Origin of the sequence: Paraburkholderia hospita (genome assembly GCF_002902965.1) — a bacterium.
Classification (GTDB): Bacteria; Pseudomonadota; Gammaproteobacteria; order Burkholderiales; family Burkholderiaceae; genus Paraburkholderia; species Paraburkholderia hospita.
On record NZ_CP026106.1, the window covers coordinates 2,006,840 to 2,021,709 of the forward strand.

General features: G+C 63.7%; 13 protein-coding genes. 7 read left to right on the forward strand and 6 right to left on the reverse strand.

Annotated elements, in window-relative coordinates; genetic code table 11:
• Positions 1-20: 20 nt before the first annotated feature.
• On the reverse strand, positions 21-1,361 hold the full coding sequence (locus C2L64_RS27330) for an NAD(P)/FAD-dependent oxidoreductase (protein WP_007588674.1): 1,341 nt from the start codon (positions 1,359-1,361) through the stop codon (positions 21-23).
• 466 nt (positions 1,362-1,827) lie between these two features.
• On the opposite strand from C2L64_RS27330, the gene C2L64_RS27335 reads away from it, so the two are divergent.
• Complete coding sequence (locus tag C2L64_RS27335) at positions 1,828-2,682, forward strand: helix-turn-helix domain-containing protein (protein WP_007588675.1); 855 nt, start codon at positions 1,828-1,830, stop codon at positions 2,680-2,682.
• Between the two features lie 28 nt (positions 2,683-2,710).
• On the opposite strand, the gene C2L64_RS27340 is transcribed toward C2L64_RS27335, so the two are convergent.
• Together C2L64_RS27340 and C2L64_RS27345 are read right to left on the reverse strand one after the other, a co-directional pair.
• A complete protein-coding gene (locus C2L64_RS27340) occupies positions 2,711-4,564 on the reverse strand; it encodes an ATP-binding response regulator (protein WP_176133897.1) in 1,854 nt (617 codons plus the stop codon).
• Positions 4,534-5,082: a molybdopterin-dependent oxidoreductase gene (locus C2L64_RS27345; protein WP_007588680.1), complete on the reverse strand. Its 549-nt coding sequence runs from the start codon at positions 5,080-5,082 to the stop codon at positions 4,534-4,536. The genes C2L64_RS27340 and C2L64_RS27345 overlap by 31 nt, the downstream gene beginning before the upstream one ends.
• Before the next feature lie 200 nt (positions 5,083-5,282).
• Between C2L64_RS27345 and C2L64_RS27350 the strand changes: the two genes are divergently transcribed.
• Positions 5,283-6,230 (forward strand): phosphoribosyltransferase, encoded by a 948-nt coding sequence (locus C2L64_RS27350; RefSeq protein ID WP_007588681.1) that lies wholly within the window; start codon positions 5,283-5,285, stop codon positions 6,228-6,230.
• A 63-nt stretch (positions 6,231-6,293) separates the two neighbouring features.
• Here the strand turns inward: C2L64_RS27350 and C2L64_RS27355 are convergent, their stop codons facing one another.
• On the reverse strand, positions 6,294-7,967 hold the full coding sequence (locus tag C2L64_RS27355) for an ATP-binding domain-containing protein (protein ID WP_007588682.1): 1,674 nt from the start codon (positions 7,965-7,967) through the stop codon (positions 6,294-6,296).
• Positions 7,968-8,122: 155 nt separating this feature from the next.
• Here C2L64_RS27355 and C2L64_RS27360 point away from each other — a divergent pair, with 155 nt between their 5' ends.
• Genes C2L64_RS27360 through C2L64_RS27370 form a run of 3 tightly spaced genes read left to right on the forward strand, consistent with a single transcriptional unit; the run spans position 8,123 to position 9,979 of the window.
• Positions 8,123-8,749 (forward strand): glutathione S-transferase family protein, encoded by a 627-nt coding sequence (locus tag C2L64_RS27360; RefSeq protein WP_007588683.1) that lies wholly within the window; start codon positions 8,123-8,125, stop codon positions 8,747-8,749.
• A gap of 2 nt (positions 8,750-8,751) precedes the next feature.
• Positions 8,752-9,378: a glutathione binding-like protein gene (locus C2L64_RS27365; protein WP_007588684.1), complete on the forward strand. Its 627-nt coding sequence runs from the start codon at positions 8,752-8,754 to the stop codon at positions 9,376-9,378.
• Between the two features lie 19 nt (positions 9,379-9,397).
• Entirely contained in the window at positions 9,398-9,979 is a 582-nt protein-coding gene (locus C2L64_RS27370; RefSeq protein WP_007588686.1) for a Fur family transcriptional regulator, read from the forward strand.
• Between the two features lie 31 nt (positions 9,980-10,010).
• On the opposite strand, the gene C2L64_RS27375 is transcribed toward C2L64_RS27370, so the two are convergent.
• Together C2L64_RS27375 and C2L64_RS27380 are read right to left on the reverse strand one after the other, a co-directional pair.
• Positions 10,011-10,475, reverse strand: coding sequence for a response regulator (locus tag C2L64_RS27375; RefSeq protein WP_007743670.1), 465 nt, complete (start codon positions 10,473-10,475; stop codon positions 10,011-10,013).
• Positions 10,476-10,869: 394 nt separating this feature from the next.
• Positions 10,870-11,616, reverse strand: coding sequence for a TetR/AcrR family transcriptional regulator (locus C2L64_RS27380; protein ID WP_007588689.1), 747 nt, complete (start codon positions 11,614-11,616; stop codon positions 10,870-10,872).
• 84 nt (positions 11,617-11,700) lie between these two features.
• On the opposite strand from C2L64_RS27380, the gene C2L64_RS27385 reads away from it, so the two are divergent.
• Together C2L64_RS27385 and C2L64_RS27390 are read left to right on the forward strand one after the other, a co-directional pair.
• Positions 11,701-13,209: an MDR family MFS transporter gene (locus C2L64_RS27385; RefSeq protein WP_007588690.1), complete on the forward strand. Its 1,509-nt coding sequence runs from the start codon at positions 11,701-11,703 to the stop codon at positions 13,207-13,209.
• A gap of 511 nt (positions 13,210-13,720) precedes the next feature.
• Positions 13,721-14,743 (forward strand): hypothetical protein, encoded by a 1,023-nt coding sequence (locus tag C2L64_RS27390; protein WP_007588691.1) that lies wholly within the window; start codon positions 13,721-13,723, stop codon positions 14,741-14,743.
• Positions 14,744-14,870 lie beyond the last annotated feature (127 nt).

A 14,870-nucleotide genomic window follows, 5' to 3' on the forward strand; every position in this document is an offset into this window, starting at 1 on the left:
AGCGTCGCAGACAAAAAAACTCACAGCATGCTTCGAGGCCTCTGCATAGTCCCATCAAAAAACCTCTGCAACCGAAACGCAGAAAGATCAAGCGACGGCCGCCCATCAACGATCCATTCAGCCATAAGCCGCCCAACAATAGGCCCCATGGCGAAGCCATGCCCACAAAATCCGGTAGCGACCAACAGGCCCTGCGCCTGAGAAGCAGCATCGAGCACTGGAATCCCATCGGGCAACACATCGATCAACCCGGCCCACGACTCAACCACCTGCGCATCCTTCAAAGCCGGAAACAACGCGTGCAGCTTCTGCAACGCCCGCGGCGCATGCGAACGATTCGGCTGCGGATTCGGATCCCGCGGATGCAACACACGCTCGTCAGCAGACAAAAAGCCCGGCACGCGCTCGCGTAAATCACGCACAAACGCGCCATTCAGATGAAAGCTGAACTTCTCGCGCTGCGCCCAAAGCTCGGGCAAGAACCACTTGAGCGCCCGAAAATGCCCCAACGTCATATCGACATCAACCTGCATATCGTCAGCGAGATTGATCGCGCCGTTCGCACGCTGGCGAATCCCAAGCCCATGCCCCCAGAATGTGGAAGCCGTAATCGCAGGCAGCGGATTCGTCCGCATACACGTGCCGCGCACTGCCTGCTGCGGCAAAACAATACCCAGCGTATCGAGCAACCGCCAGCTACTCGCGCCCGCAGCGCAAATCACCTGCCGCGTGCGGATCGTGCCGCGCTCGGTGACGACGCCCGTCACGGCGCCCGCCGCCCGTTCTATCGCAACCACGCCACAACCCTCGAAAAACCGCGCGCCAGCTTCGATAGCCCGCGCCGCGAATGCGGCCGCCGCGCGGCGCGGCTCGGCCTGGCCGTCGGTCGGCGTGTACAGACCGCCCAGCACCTTGCCCTGCATGCCGCGCACGTGCTGGTCGATCTGCGCGCGGTCGAGCACGCGCGTATCCAGCCCATATTGCTTCGCGACGTCCATCCATTGCTGGAACGACGTCCAGTCTTCTTCGTTGTTCGCCACGTAGAGACAGCCGCCCTGCCGCCATTCGAGATCGAAATCCAGCTCGCGTTCAAGCTGCTCCCAGATACGCATGCCCGCCATCATCAGCGGCACTTCGGCGGCCTCGCGGCCCTGCTGGCGCACGAAACCCCACGCGCGCGTCGACTGCTGGCCCGCGATGCGCGACTTGTCCAGCACCACCGCCTTCACGCCCCGGCGCGCCAAGTAGTACGCCGCCGCGCAGCCCATGATGCCCGCGCCCGCAATCACGACGTCGGCTTGATCGGGAAACGGCGTGTCGGCCGGGCTCAGGTTGGCGTGCAGCGGATAGGTGGTCGTCATCGGGAATGCGAGAAAGATATGGCGCCGAGGCCGTGTCGAGGGACAGCATCTTCTCAGGCCCGCCCGCGCGCCGCAATCCCGGTCAGAAAGGCGGCCGTCGCGAGCGCCCGCGCCAGCCCAATCCCCCTTCGGGCCGATGATCCGCCGCAAAAAACGCGCAAAGTCCCAAGCCTTACCGATTAATTTCATGCGATTTGCATATATTTCACCGCTAAAATAGACAGGCTTTGCATGGTTCGAACACCGCCTCATTCGCGTGAGGCGGTCGAACTCATTAGAATCGGCGGGTTCGTCGAAAAAAGCTCGATCAATGCGGATATGGCGCGACACCAGGCGCGCCCGAAGTCTTGCGGTACAGTTGCGGTCCTGCGAGGGCAGCACGCCCACCCGGCGTGCCACGCGGCACCGCGCTGCCGCCACGACGCCGCGTCATATACAACTATTTATACCGACACACTCTTCGCGCATGTCCAACGAAGCCACCTCAACCGACTCGCTTGCCGTCGCCGAACGCGTGCGCGAGTTGATGAGCCGTCACGGCATCGGCAAGCGTCAGCAAACCAGCGAGCTTTGCCGGATCCTCGATTTGAGTTTTTCGCAGGGTCACCGCAAGCTGCGCGGCAATAGCCCGTGGACGCTCTCGCAGATCAAGAAGGTCGCCGAGGTTTTCGGCGAGCCGGCGGCGCAGCTGTTCGGCGCGCAATCGCTCGACCCCGGCATGGTCGGCGCCACCGCGCAGGAAGCCGTGTTCGCGATCGGCGGAATCGAGCTCGCGTGTACCGCGTGGATCGGCGCGCCGATCGAAGCGGGCAGCCGGCCGGAATTCATCGCGTGGTCGAAGCTCGATCAGTGGCGCGTCGTGCGGCACGACGGCGCGCTCTATCAGAACGCGTATGAAGTCCACAAGATCGAGATTTATCCGCGCCGCGCCGAAACCGACAAGCCGCTGATCGCCGTCGTCGACGACGACCAGGCGTCCGCCGACAATCTGCGCGACTATCTCGAACGCAGCGGCTTCGCGGCCATCGCGATTTATGGCCTCGCGGCGTTCGCCGAGACGCTGCAGACGCAGGTGTTCGACGGCGTGGTGATCGACTGGCTGTTCGGCCCGCAGACGTCGGCGGAAGCAATCCGCGCCGTGCGCGCGTCGGAGAATCCGGATGCACCCATTTTCGTACTGACGGGCGAACTGCTGACGGGCAAGGCGAGCGAGTCTGAAATCAGCGACATCGTGCGCAACTACGATGTGGCCTGTTACGAGAAGCCGGCGCGCATGGCGATTCTCGTCGCCGATCTGTCGAAGCGTCTTAGCCGCGCGTAAGTCACGGGTTTAAGCGCGGGCTCGCTCGTCAGCCCGCGACGGACGCCCCGTGCCTCGCTGCCAGCGCGCGCTGCACGGCGTCGCGCAGCACCTCGTAGTGAACGGGCTTGGTCAGGCTGTCGAAGAACAGATCCGCCTCCGCGCGCACGCTGCCATCGGGCGCATAGGCGCTCACCGCGATCACAGGCGTGCGCACCGCCTCGCCCGCCCCTTCCACCTTCTCCGCATATTCGGTCATGAACGCGTACCCGTCCTTGTCGGGCATGTGCAGATCGAGCAGCACCAGATCGCACTGCCGCGCGGCGAGCCATGCGTGCGCATCGTCGGCATTGGCGACGGCGGCCGCGTCGCATCCCATGTGTTCGAGCATTTCGCACAGCGACTCGCGAATCAGCTGGTTGTCGTCGACGATCAGCACCTGCGGGCGTCCTTCGCCGTGAGCCGTATGCGGCACGACGGACGCGCCGGCGGGCGTGGCGACCGGCTTCACGGGAATCGTCACTGTGAAGCGCGTGCCCTTGCCGACTTCGCTGTCGACATCGATCGTCCCGCCGAACAGATCGACGAGACCTTGCACGATCGCAAGCCCCATCCCCGCGCCTTCGAAGCGGCGCGTGCGCGATGCGTCGAGCTGCGTGAACTCCTTGAAGATCAGCGGAATCTGCTTGTCCGGCACGCCCGCGCCCGTGTCGGTGACGACGATGGCCAGCGCGTCGTCGCGCTGGTCGAAATGCAGCGTGACGGTACCGCGCTCCGTGTAGCGAATCCCGTTGGTCACGAGGTTGTTGACGATCTGCCGGATGCGGTGCGGGTCGGAATCGACGAGCCCCACCCGGCCGCTCGCGCTACCTTCGAACACGAGACCCTTCGCCCGCGCGAACGGCTCGTGCTCGTCAACGATCGACGTTAGCAGCTCACGCGGATCGAAATGCTCGTTGCGCAATTCGAGCTTGCCGGCGCCGAGGCGCGCGTAGTCGGTCAGATCCTTCATCTGCGCTTCGAGATGGCGTGCGGCCGTCTCCAGCCGCTGGATCACCTTGCGGTCTGCGTCGGAGTGAAAGTTGAAGCCGAGCAGTTCGATCGACGAGACGATCGCGTGCAGCGGCGTGCGCAGCTCATGGCTGATCATGCCGAGGAACGCGTCCTTGGCGAGGCTCGCCTCGCGCGCGGCGCGGCTGGCCTGATGCTCGGCATCGAGCGCGGCGTGCTGCTGCAGAATCAGCTTGGTGCGGCGCCGGCCGTTCATCACCAGCAGCGTGGTCGCCGCCGCCGACAGCAACAGCAGCACCAGCCCGCCCGCGAACAGCATCTGGCGCTTTGCGATGAAATCCGAATTCATCGCCTCGCGGTCCTGCAGGTCGACGTAGCGCCGGCTCAGCGCGAGATCGTTGACTTCCTTCCAGTGCTTGCGCAGTTCGTCGACCATCCGCGACGCGAGCGCGGGCGAATCAGGCAGCGCGTCGAGCGAAGGCTGCATCGCGACCAGCATCTCCGAGAGCCGCACGATCTCTTCCTGCTGGCGCTGCACGGCTTCCGTCTGCGCGGCCATGCGCTGCGTCGAGCCAGCCATCACGCGCAGCTTCGATTGCAGCACCTGGAAATGCAGCGTGAGCCGCTGATAGTCGCTATCGACGCCCGTCTCGTATTGCAGCAGCTGGCTTTCGAGCCGCGCGTAGGCGATCTGCAGTTGCGCGGCGTCCCAGTAGAAGCCGTCGTAGGTGCCCGTCAGCTGCTGGGTGGCGCGCGGATTGAGAAGGGCCGAGTACAGCAGATAGCTGATCGCCGCGGTCGGCGCCGCGAGCGCGGCGATCCAGATGACGACGAGCACCACACGGCGCAGCGGGCGCCGTCCTATTTGACGATGAGAGCCTTGATCTGCCATACGAATTTCGCGTCCGCCGACGCCCCCGCCAGCTCGCCCGGAAACTGGTCGCGCGGATAGATGAGAAACAGCGGCCCGAAGTCGCTGACCTGCAGGCGCTTGCCGTTCATGCTGTACGCGACGATCACGCCGTACCGGCCCGTGTCCGACACGGGAACGGTGTACGTATAGTCATCCAGCGTATGGATTTCGATCTGATCGCCGTACGCGCCCACGGTCTTCAGGATATCCGCGAGCAGCGGCCCCGTGAAGGTGGATTTTGCCGTCCATGTCGTCGATGTCGAAATGCTATGGACAGGCAGCGCGAGCAACTGGGCTTCGGAAAAGTGAAAAACGGTGTGATCGTCGTCGTTGGTCTTCGCTATCTTGCCTTTGACGTCGAGCGCGAGCGTGGTCGTCAGCGGCGCGGCCGACGCTCCGAACGAAGCGAACGCCAGCGCGAAGACGGTGAGCAGCGCGGTGACCAGCGCGGACATCAGCGCGAACGCACGCAATCCGCCGCATTTCTTGTAGTGCACTTTCAGGTCCCTCTAGTGTGGTCTTGTTGTTAGTCGTGCCCGCATTGTGCCTGACAACCTCATCAGACGATAACTACAGCGCGGCCGGACCAGCCCCGACACAGAATCTTTACATGGCGTGCATAATATCGGCTCCATCTCAAAAAAAGCCGCTTCGCCGACGCACGTTCATCCGGCCCACCACAAGCGCAACATCCGTCATGAAAAAGCCGGTTCTACCGTTGACCTACGAACAGCTCGACCACTGGATCGAATCGTTGCAGCCCACACTGCTCGAAGAGCGCTTCGCCGCCGCTGTCGGCATTCTACGGGGCGGCGCACCGCTCGCGTTGATGGCTTCGCATGCGATCGGCGTGCCTGTCGCGTTTCTCAGCTATGACCGCAGGGCGCGCCACGTCACGTGGGACTCGGCCCAACCGCTGCCGCCGCCCGGCTCGAAGGTGCTGCTGTGCGAGGACATCGCGGGCCGTGGCTTCACGCTGGTCGATTGCATTGCGTTTCTCGAACAGCACGGCCTGATCGTCAAGACGCTGACGGCCGCCTTCGACGAAATCAGCCGCATCCGCCCGGACTTCGCGAACGACGCGTCGGGCTTCTTCGCGCTGTTCCCGTGGGAACGCCAGGCCTATACGGACGACTATCGCGACGACTGGCTGAGAGTCGAGTCCGGTTCGACCGGGAAAATGGCGGATGACCACGAATACGCGACCTATGCGATCGATCTGGACGGCATCCTGCTGCCCGACGTGCCGCTGTCACGGTATGACGAAGATCTCGCCGCCGCTTTAAACGAGCGCGACGCGCTGTTGCCGTACGAGGTCTTGCCCGACGTCGATCTGCAGAAAGTGCGCGCGGTCATCACGGGCCGGCCGCACGCCGACCTGGAACGCACGCGCGCATGGCTCGAGCGGCACGGTTTCGGTCATCTCGAACTGGTGATGCGCACGCCCGACGCGCATGACGAAACGCCCGAAGGCGCAGCCGCGCACAAGGCGGCCGCGGCGTTGAGCTGCGGCGTCACGCATTTCATCGAAAGCGATCCCGTGCAGGCGCTCCTCATCGCGAAGCTCGCGCCGCTGCTGCGGGTGATCTGGTGGGACGCGCTCAAGCACACAGGCACGCTGATCAGCGCGTCGGCCTGGCGCTGAGCTTGCCGAAGCGCGCCACGCTCGCGGCGCTGAGCTTTCCCGCGCCGCCGCGCTAGCGATTCCTCAGTCCGCCTGCTCCTTCGTGTCCCCAAGTTGCAGATGCCGCGCCGCACGCTGCGACGCGACGACGATCAGCTTCATCGTCGCGCGGGTCGCGCCGACGAAGAGCTTGCGCGCGTTGCGCTCGTCGAACGCGTCGAAATCCACCTCGCTCAGGATCACGCACGGCGCCGACTGACCCTTGAAGCGGTAGATGGAGTCAAGCAGCACATCGCCTTCCCGATACGCGGGATTGCCGAACAGATCGTATTTGCCCGTGAAGCTGCGCAGCCGGTGCGGGCCGAGATGATCGAGCGGCCACAGCACCGAGCCTTCGCGTCCGCGAAACGACAGCACCGCGATGTCCTGCTTGCGAAAGCCAAGCGCCAGCGCCTGGGTGATCGCGCGCTTGGTCGCGTCGATGCAGCTTTCGGGCAGCTGGGTTTCGTCGTAGGTGGACAGCGAAATTTCGGAGCCGTCGAACGGACTGCCCGCCGCGAGGCCCGCCGCCAGCGGCACCGTTGCACCGACCACGCCGCGCAGATAGTCGAGGATGTCGCGCGGGCTGCGATAGTTGGTCGATTCGCGCATCACCGTCCAGCCGGGCAGCGCGACGCTCTCGCGCATATACAGGTTCTGCAGCGGATCTTCGAGCCACCACCATGCGCCGCCCGGCTTCAGCAGCCGCTCGAGCGCGGGCACCCACGGCTGCTGGAAGTCCTGGCCTTCGTCGACGATCAGCACGTCGTACTGGAAGCGCGCGTCGATCGGCGTGTCGGCGAAGGCCCTTTCGAGTTGCTCGAACACGTCGCTGCTCTGGAAATCCGGCGCGCGGCCGCTATCCCGCACGATCTCGTCGCACAACTGGTGATAGTTCGCGACCTTCGCCTCGGGCGGCGCAACGCGCGCAATGTGATCCGCGAGCGGCCGGTTGAAGCACACATACAACGGACGCGCGCCACGCGCGACGGCGTCTTTCATCACCTGCACCGCGAGTTGCGTCTTGCCGGAGCCCGCCGTGCCGATCACGCGCAGCCGGAACGGCGCGAATTCTAGCCGCCGCGCCCATGTGGCCAGACCGCCCGCGAGCCGGGTGACGAGCGTGCCCGCCTGGCCGACCAGCGCGCTCGCGTCGGGCGCGAGCGCCAGTTCGTCGGCGAGGAAATGGTGAATCTTCGACGCGCACGGCAGACGCGGCTCGTCCTCGGGCAGCGCCTCGCGGATGATGCTGACGAGCTTGTCCTTGCGCGTCGCATCGACAATACGCGCCGGGTTCACGCCTGAGATTGCCGCGTCCTTGACGATGTGATCCGGGCAGTACAGCAGCTCTTCGATGAAATACGTGCCCGCGCCGAACGCCGCCGTGAAGCGCCGGTGCAGCCCTTCGATCGTGCGCGCGAGCGCAATCGCGACGTTGCGCTCGGTCTGCATATAGACCTTGACCAGCCCTTTCGGCGTCTCGCGCAGGAAGCCCGTTTTCTGCTCGACGATCATCACCCGCCCCGCCGGACTGACGATCACGAAGTCCGCCTCGCCGAACACCGAAAAGCCTTCGTGCAACCGTGTCCAGTGCACGCCGTGATAGACCGTGTACTCGCGCGGCAGCGCTTCTTCGAGCAGCGCCAGCGTTTCGCGCTCGCGCGAGGCAGCGCCCGTGGCGGCAAGACTCTTCCAGTCGTCGGGGACAATGCGGGCCATGCGCGCCTCGTCAAAATGGGGTGCGCCCATTGTACGCAACGCGTGTAGGGGCATTGGCCGCTGCCGGAAGAAAAAGGCCGCTTCGTGTATCGTTGCTGGTTGAACGCCGCGCGCAGCGCGGCTTGCCAATCAAGAAGACGAAAGAGGATTACCGGATGATTACAGTCTGGGGACGCGCCAACTCGGTCAATGTGCAGAAGATCCTGTGGGTGTGCGACGAGCTGGTCTTGCCCTACAACCGCATCGACGCCGGCCTGCAGTTCGGCCGCAACGACGAACCCGAATACCTCGCGATAAACCCGACGGGCAAGGTGCCGACGCTCGTCGACGGCGACTACGCGCTGTGGGAATCGAACTCGATCCTGCGCTATCTCGTCATGCAGTACGGCGAATCGAGCGTACTCTACCCCGATGAACCGAAGGCGCGCGCCAGCATCGACCGCTGGCTCGACTGGTCGCTGTCCACGCTGCAGCCTGCCGAGCGTCCCGTGTTCTGGGCCATCGTGCGCACGCCCGAGGCCGAGCGCGACAACGCGAAGCTCGCCGCCGACATCGACAACGTCGCGAAGCTGTGGAAGATACTCGATGCGCACCTGCAAGGGCGCTTCTTCATCGAAGGCGAGAAGTTCACGCTGGCGGACATCGTGCTAGGCGCGTATGCGAAGCGCTGGTTCGGGCTGCCGGGCGTCGAGCGTGCGTCGCTGCCGAATCTCGAACGCTGGTATCAGCGGCTGTCGACCCGCTCCGGCTTCAAGCTATACGTCGACTTCGATCTGACCTGAATATGACTATCTCGCTTTATGCATGGGGCACGCCGAACGGCCGCAAGATCAGCGTCGCCCTCGAAGAAATGGCACTGCCGTACGCCGTCAAGCTGATCAACATCACGAAGGACGAGCAGTTCGACCCGGACTTTCTCGCGATCAGCCCGAACAACAAGATTCCCGCGATCGTCGATCCCGACGGACCGGACGGCAAGCCGATCAGCGTGTTCGAATCGGGCGCGATCCTGCTGTATCTCGGCGAAAAGACGGGCAAATTCCTGCCGCAGAGCCTGCGCGACCGGGTGCCCGTACTCGAATGGCTGATGTGGCAAATGGGCGGCTTCGGGCCGATGCCGGGCCAGGTGCATCATTTCGCGGCGCTCGCTTCCGAAGACGACAAGCGCTACGGCCTCAAGCGCTTTTCCACCGAAACGCGGCGCCTGTACAAAGTGCTCGACGCGCGCCTTGCCAAAAGCGAATACGTGGCGGGCGACCTGTCGATCGCCGACTTCGCGATTCTCGGCTGGGCGTGGCGGCACGAGCGCCACAAGGTCGATCTCGCCGAGTTTCCGAACGTGAAGCGCTGGTACGAGACGCTGTTCGCACGTCCGGGCGTGAAGCGCGGGTTCGACGTGAAGCTCGATTGACGCACCGTATAATCAGCGGATGAAAAACGCCAAGCCAACCGCTGCCGACGCTGCATCCACGCCGGGTCATGCGCATCACGCGCATGCCGCAGATCACGCGCATTCGCACGCGGACGACCCGCATCACGATCACGCGCACGGCACGCCTGCCTCGGCCGAGGCGGCTCTCGCGCTGGCCGAAGAATACTGCCGCGAGCGCGGCGAAAAGCTCACGCCGATCCGCCGCAAGGTGCTGGAGTTGCTGTTGACGTCGGGCCGCGCCACCAAGGCGTATTCGCTGCTCGACGACATGCGTCAGATTCACCCTGGCTCCGCGCCGCCCACCGTGTATCGCGCGCTGGATTTCCTGCTGTCCGCCGGGCTCGTGCACAAGATCGAGTCGATCAACGCGTTCGCCGTCTGCCACGATCTCACGCAATGCCAGCACGGCATTCTGGTGGTGTGCCAGCAATGCGGCAACGTCACCGAACTGCATCAGCCGGCGCTGCGCGAAGCACTCGTCGCGCAAATCGAAAACGCAGGATACCGGCTCGCCGGTGATGGAATCGAGCTGAAAGGGTTGTGTTCCGCGTGCCAGGCGGCGCAAGCCGCCGGCAGCTGAACACACCCGTCAAAGCGCCGCGGTTCGAGCGTCAGGTCAAACCGGCGGCGCGCGCGCCTATCGCGTCATGCAATAGCGTCACCAGCGCCTCGGGCGGCGCCGGCTTCGTCATGAAATGCTGGAATCCTTCGCCGATGCTGCGCAGCCGGTAGGCTTCATCGGTATGGCCCGTCAAGGCCACTGCGACCGAAGGTGAATGATCGCCGCGAATCTCGTGATCCCGTACGCGCTGAATCAGATAGAAGCCGTCCATAGCGGGCAGATCGAGATCGCAGACGACTGCATCGGGCAACGCCCGCACGGCCGCCTCGACACCCTCTTCCGCATCCGCCACGGCGATGACGTGGGCGCCTTCCGATTCGAGCAAAATCTTCAACGATTCCCTGTTCTGCGGATCGTCTTCCACGAGCACGATCGTGGCCTGATCGAGCCTCAATACTCCGTTCATCTTGATGTTATGGCTTGAAAAGCTGGTTATGCACTCTGACGTGGCCATGATGTATCTAACGCAATGTGTACCGCGCCAGCGCCGGCAGCGGAAAACGGTTCAACGTTTCTACTCTCGTATGGACGTTCTTACCAACGAGTGACGGACGCGCTGTTCGTCCGACAAACTCCCCTGTTTCGCAAATTCGTGACTGCGCGCGCCGTCGCGCGGCGCATATCGTTCAGTCGGACTCAATTTTACCGAACGAGTTGCAAGCGACTGTGCGCTTGTCCGCTTCGGCATATAGCTTGACGGCAGAACACACCGCGCCATGGTGACGATTGCGCAAGGCGGTTGCGTGACCGTCCGAAAGCAGACTTGCGAAACGCATAGCATGAAGCACGTAGCGTGCCGCGCCGGACTCGGTGCCCAGGCGCCTTCCGCTATTTTGATCCAACGCCGTTCACGCTGCAGCAGGCGGGGTGACGCCGTGTGTAAGCAGCGCGACCGCATGACGCGCGATGTCGTCGGCTGTCAGCTTGCGGCGCGCCGGATCGTTGCGCCACATCGACGACGTCGCGAGCGGCAAGATCGTGAGTCCGATCACCGACAGAAAAACCAGCGAGGGCTCCAGCTCCCGATTGAGCTTGCCTTCCTTCTGCCATTTCTCGATGAACTCGATGCCGCTTTTCTGGTTCGCGTTACCGAAGCGCTCGTGCATGCGCTGCTTGAGCAGGCCGCCTTCGCTGATCACTTCGCGGATCCACAGCGACGGGAACCACGGATAATCGCCCGCCACTTCGACGAGCCGCTGCGCGAGCAGCGTGATCCCTGCGATGGGGTCGTCGGGATGCGTCTGAAAAGAGCCACTTAGCTTCGCGCGCAACGGCAGGAAGCGCTCGTCGATCAACACGTCGAGCAGTTGATCACGCGTCTTGAAGTAGTAATGCATCATCGCGGGCGTGAAACCGGCCTCGCGCGCGACCTGGCCGAGCGTCGTATCGACGATACCCTGCCGCGCGAACAGCGCGAGCGCCGCGTCCAGCAAACGGGCGCGCTGCTCCGGCCCGCGCCCGCTGCCGGAAGGACGGCCGGGCCGGCGCCCAGCGGGCGCGCCTTGTGCGCTTGCGTCGTCGCCGCCCCGCGCCTGAGACGCCTGCTCAGCCTGATCCGAACCCGCTACCGCTGCCGATTTTGTTGCCATGACCATGAATTTGACGAACGCTGGAATATGTCATATATTAATCTTCATGTTAATTAATTTCAAGGCATCTTGAACGCCATGGAAGCCCAGATGCAGAGCCCCACTCTTCCTGCCGAAGCGGCGCCCGCAGCCATCGAGCGCCCGTCTCTTCGCGTGCTGTTTCCGGCACTGCTGCTGGTGATGCTGCTCGCCGCGCTCGACCAGACCATCGTATCGACGGCGCTGCCTACTATCGTCGGCGAGCTTGGCGGACTGGACAGCCTGTCGTGGGTCGTCACCGCGTACCTGCTGACGTCGACGATCGTCGTGCCGCTGTACGGCAAGTTCGGCGACCTGTTCGGCCGCAAGGTCGTGCTGCAGACGGCCATCGTGCTGTTTCTGATCGGCTCTGCACTCTGCGGCGTCGCGCAGAACATGACGCAGCTGATCCTGTTGCGCGCGTTGCAAGGGCTGGGCGGCGGCGGATTGCTGGTGATCACGATGGCGGCGATCGGCGACGTGATTCCGCCTGCGGAGCGCGGCCGCTATCAGGGCGTGTTCGGCGGCGTGTTCGGTCTGGCGACCGTGATCGGTCCGATGATGGGCGGCTTTCTCGTCGACCATCTGTCGTGGCGCTGGATTTTCTATATCAACGTGCCGCTCGGCATCGTCGCGCTGCTCGTGATCGGCGCGGTGTTCAAGCCACGCGTCGCGCATGTAAAGCACACCATCGACTACATGGGCGCGGCTTTTCTCGCCGGCGCCCTCACCTGCCTGATCCTGTTCACGAGCCAGGGCGGCACGGTGTTACCGTGGACGTCGCCGCAACTCTGGGGCACGCTGCTGCTCGCGTTCATCTGCATCGGCGGATTCATTTATGAAGAGCGTCTCGCCGTCGAGCCGATCATGCCGCTCGAACTCTTTCGCGACCGCACCTTCCTGCTGTCGAGCGCGATCGGGTTCATCGTCGGCGTGTCGCTGTTCGGCTCGGTGACGTTCCTGCCGATGTATCTGCAGGTGGTGAAGAATTCGACGCCATCGGAAGCGGGCATGCAGATGCTGCCGATGATGGGCGGCGTGCTGCTGATGTCGATCATCACAGGCCGCATCATCAGCCGGATCGGCAAATACCGGATGTTCCCGATCATGGGCACGTTTCTCGTCGGCGTCGCGATGGTGCTGCTGACCACGCTCAAGCTCGAGACACCCGTTCATGTGATGTATGCGTACATGGGCGTGCTCGGCTGCGGTCTCGGCATGGTGATGCAAGTGCTGATTCTCGCCGTGCAGAATGCCGTGCCGTTCAAGCATCTCGGCACGGCGACGTCGGGCGCGACGCTGTTCCGTTCGATTGGCGGCTCGGTCGGCGTCGCGGCATTCGGCGCGATCTTTTCGAACGGACTCGCTTCGCGCCTGCAAGCGCTGATTCCGCCCGACACCGAACTGCCGCACGCGCTCGGCCCCGCTGCGATTCATCACTTGCCTGCCGTGTTGCGCGACGATTATCTGCAGGCGTTCGCAAGCGCATTGCATACGGTGTATATCGTCGCGGCGTGTGTGGTGGTGCTCGCGTTCGCGCTTGCATGGCTGTTGAGAGATCATCCGCTGCGCAAGCAGTAACGCTCTGGCGAAAACGGACAAACGCTAGCAAACAGAAGCACACTCACGCTCAACGTCACGCACAAAAGTCGTGCAGCATTCATTCGACATGCTCTGCAGTTTTCACATACATGGGCCGGCCGCTTTGCACGCCGGCCTTTGATCTGATCGATGTGTTTCCTATGATTAATCAGTGACGCGCCACGTTGTATTCGCGTCTATGCAAAAACCCTGATGCGCGTTCGTTTTCCCCCGGAAATCACGACACGTTTGTGTTCGGTAGGTAACAACGTCGATTGACGCGACGAGCGAAAGAAACCATATTGGCACACACAGCGGCCCCGTAACGAAAGGACTGGGCCGGCCGCTACCCAGCGCATGTGGATCGCGAGTTCCGCCAACTGCGAGTTTGCTTCAACTTCGATCCTGAGCATGCCGAAATGGCATCGCCTACAACTGGTTGGGGTTAAGCATGTCTGCTGAAACGTCACCTGCCCAGGGTTTCCCAACGCCGTGCACACGGTGCGGGGGTGTGCTGTATCAGCATGTCGAATTCTGCCCGTACTGCGGCGCCGATCATCCTCTCGAACGAACCCAGCGCAAACGGAACGGCACGCAACTGAGAGCCGTCGACACACAACCGCCCGCTCCTGACGAAGTCCATACCCCTGAGGCAGCCGGCCTCCCGTCGCTCGCCTCGCCCGACCTTCCAGTTCCGCCGATCGAGGAGCCGCCACCGCTACGGCAATCGGCCGGCCGCTGGCTCGCCACGAAGGGCGTCGTGCTGCTGCTCTTCATCGTCGCGCTCGGCTACGCGGGCTATCTGCTGCTCGGCGACAACCACAGGCAGGACACGGCCACCGACGAAGCGACGAACAGCGCGAGCACGTCGGGCGGATCGATTTCACCGTACGCCGCGCCGCAAAGCGCGCGCAACACACCGACCGCCAACGTGACCAACGTGCCCGCCGCGAAGACGCCGCTCGCGCCCATCGCGCCTCCGCGCCCGCGCGTGGCCCAGCACTACCGGGACGTGCCCGATGCATTGCGCGCGGCCCGCGCCGCGCTCACGCATAACAACCTCGCCGAAGCGCAGTCTGCGCTATCAGACGCACTGTCTGTCGAGGCAAGCAATGCGGAAGCGATGCAGATGCAAAGCGATCTGAAGGATCGCGAGAACAAGCGTGACGTTGCGCTCGGCGTTGCGACCACCTGTGCGAAAGACAAGTTATGGGGCTGCGTGCGCGAGCGCGCAGCGCAAGCGCTCGCGATCGACGTCAGCAGCGTCGATGCGCAGGCGCTGCTCGAACGCGTGATTCTTACAACGGGCTGGAAACCGCTGTCGGGCGCAACCGCGGCCGCGCCGCGCGCCACGACGCCGCAAGCCAACGCGAACGCAGCGCCGGCGCCCACCATGCCCACGAACAACGCGGCAACGACGAACAACGCAGCCACTCCCCCAGCAACGAACACGGCCGCCAGCAGCATCGAAGCGCAAATGCGCGCGATCCGCGAATCGGGCTGGAAAAAGGCGCCGTCAGCGAACAAACAGTAGAGCAAGAAGAGCACGTCACGCAATCGAGAAAACGAAGCTACTTAACGCATTGCAATGCCTGATGTAACGGAACATGCGCGTCAGCCGTTGGCGCATGCTGTTCAACACACCATAAGGTAGGTAGACC

What these genes read in the sequence shown, in the direction of transcription:
- C2L64_RS27370 (WP_007588686.1), top strand. Translation starts at nt 9,398, where the DNA reads ATGAAAAACGCCAAGCCAACCGCTGCCGACGCTGCATCCACGCCGGGT.
- C2L64_RS27330 (WP_007588674.1), bottom strand. Translation starts at nt 1,361, where the DNA reads ATGACGACCACCTATCCGCTGCACGCCAACCTGAGCCCGGCCGACACG.
- C2L64_RS27380 (WP_007588689.1), bottom strand. Translation starts at nt 11,616, where the DNA reads ATGGTCATGGCAACAAAATCGGCAGCGGTAGCGGGTTCGGATCAGGCT.
- C2L64_RS27340 (WP_176133897.1), bottom strand. Translation starts at nt 4,564, where the DNA reads ATGGCAGATCAAGGCTCTCATCGTCAAATAGGACGGCGCCCGCTGCGC.
- C2L64_RS27375 (WP_007743670.1), bottom strand. Translation starts at nt 10,475, where the DNA reads ATGGCCACGTCAGAGTGCATAACCAGCTTTTCAAGCCATAACATCAAG.
- C2L64_RS27365 (WP_007588684.1), top strand. Translation starts at nt 8,752, where the DNA reads ATGACTATCTCGCTTTATGCATGGGGCACGCCGAACGGCCGCAAGATC.
- C2L64_RS27355 (WP_007588682.1), bottom strand. Translation starts at nt 7,967, where the DNA reads ATGGCCCGCATTGTCCCCGACGACTGGAAGAGTCTTGCCGCCACGGGC.
- C2L64_RS27360 (WP_007588683.1), top strand. Translation starts at nt 8,123, where the DNA reads ATGATTACAGTCTGGGGACGCGCCAACTCGGTCAATGTGCAGAAGATC.
- C2L64_RS27350 (WP_007588681.1), top strand. Translation starts at nt 5,283, where the DNA reads ATGAAAAAGCCGGTTCTACCGTTGACCTACGAACAGCTCGACCACTGG.
- C2L64_RS27335 (WP_007588675.1), top strand. Translation starts at nt 1,828, where the DNA reads ATGTCCAACGAAGCCACCTCAACCGACTCGCTTGCCGTCGCCGAACGC.
- C2L64_RS27385 (WP_007588690.1), top strand. Translation starts at nt 11,701, where the DNA reads ATGCAGAGCCCCACTCTTCCTGCCGAAGCGGCGCCCGCAGCCATCGAG.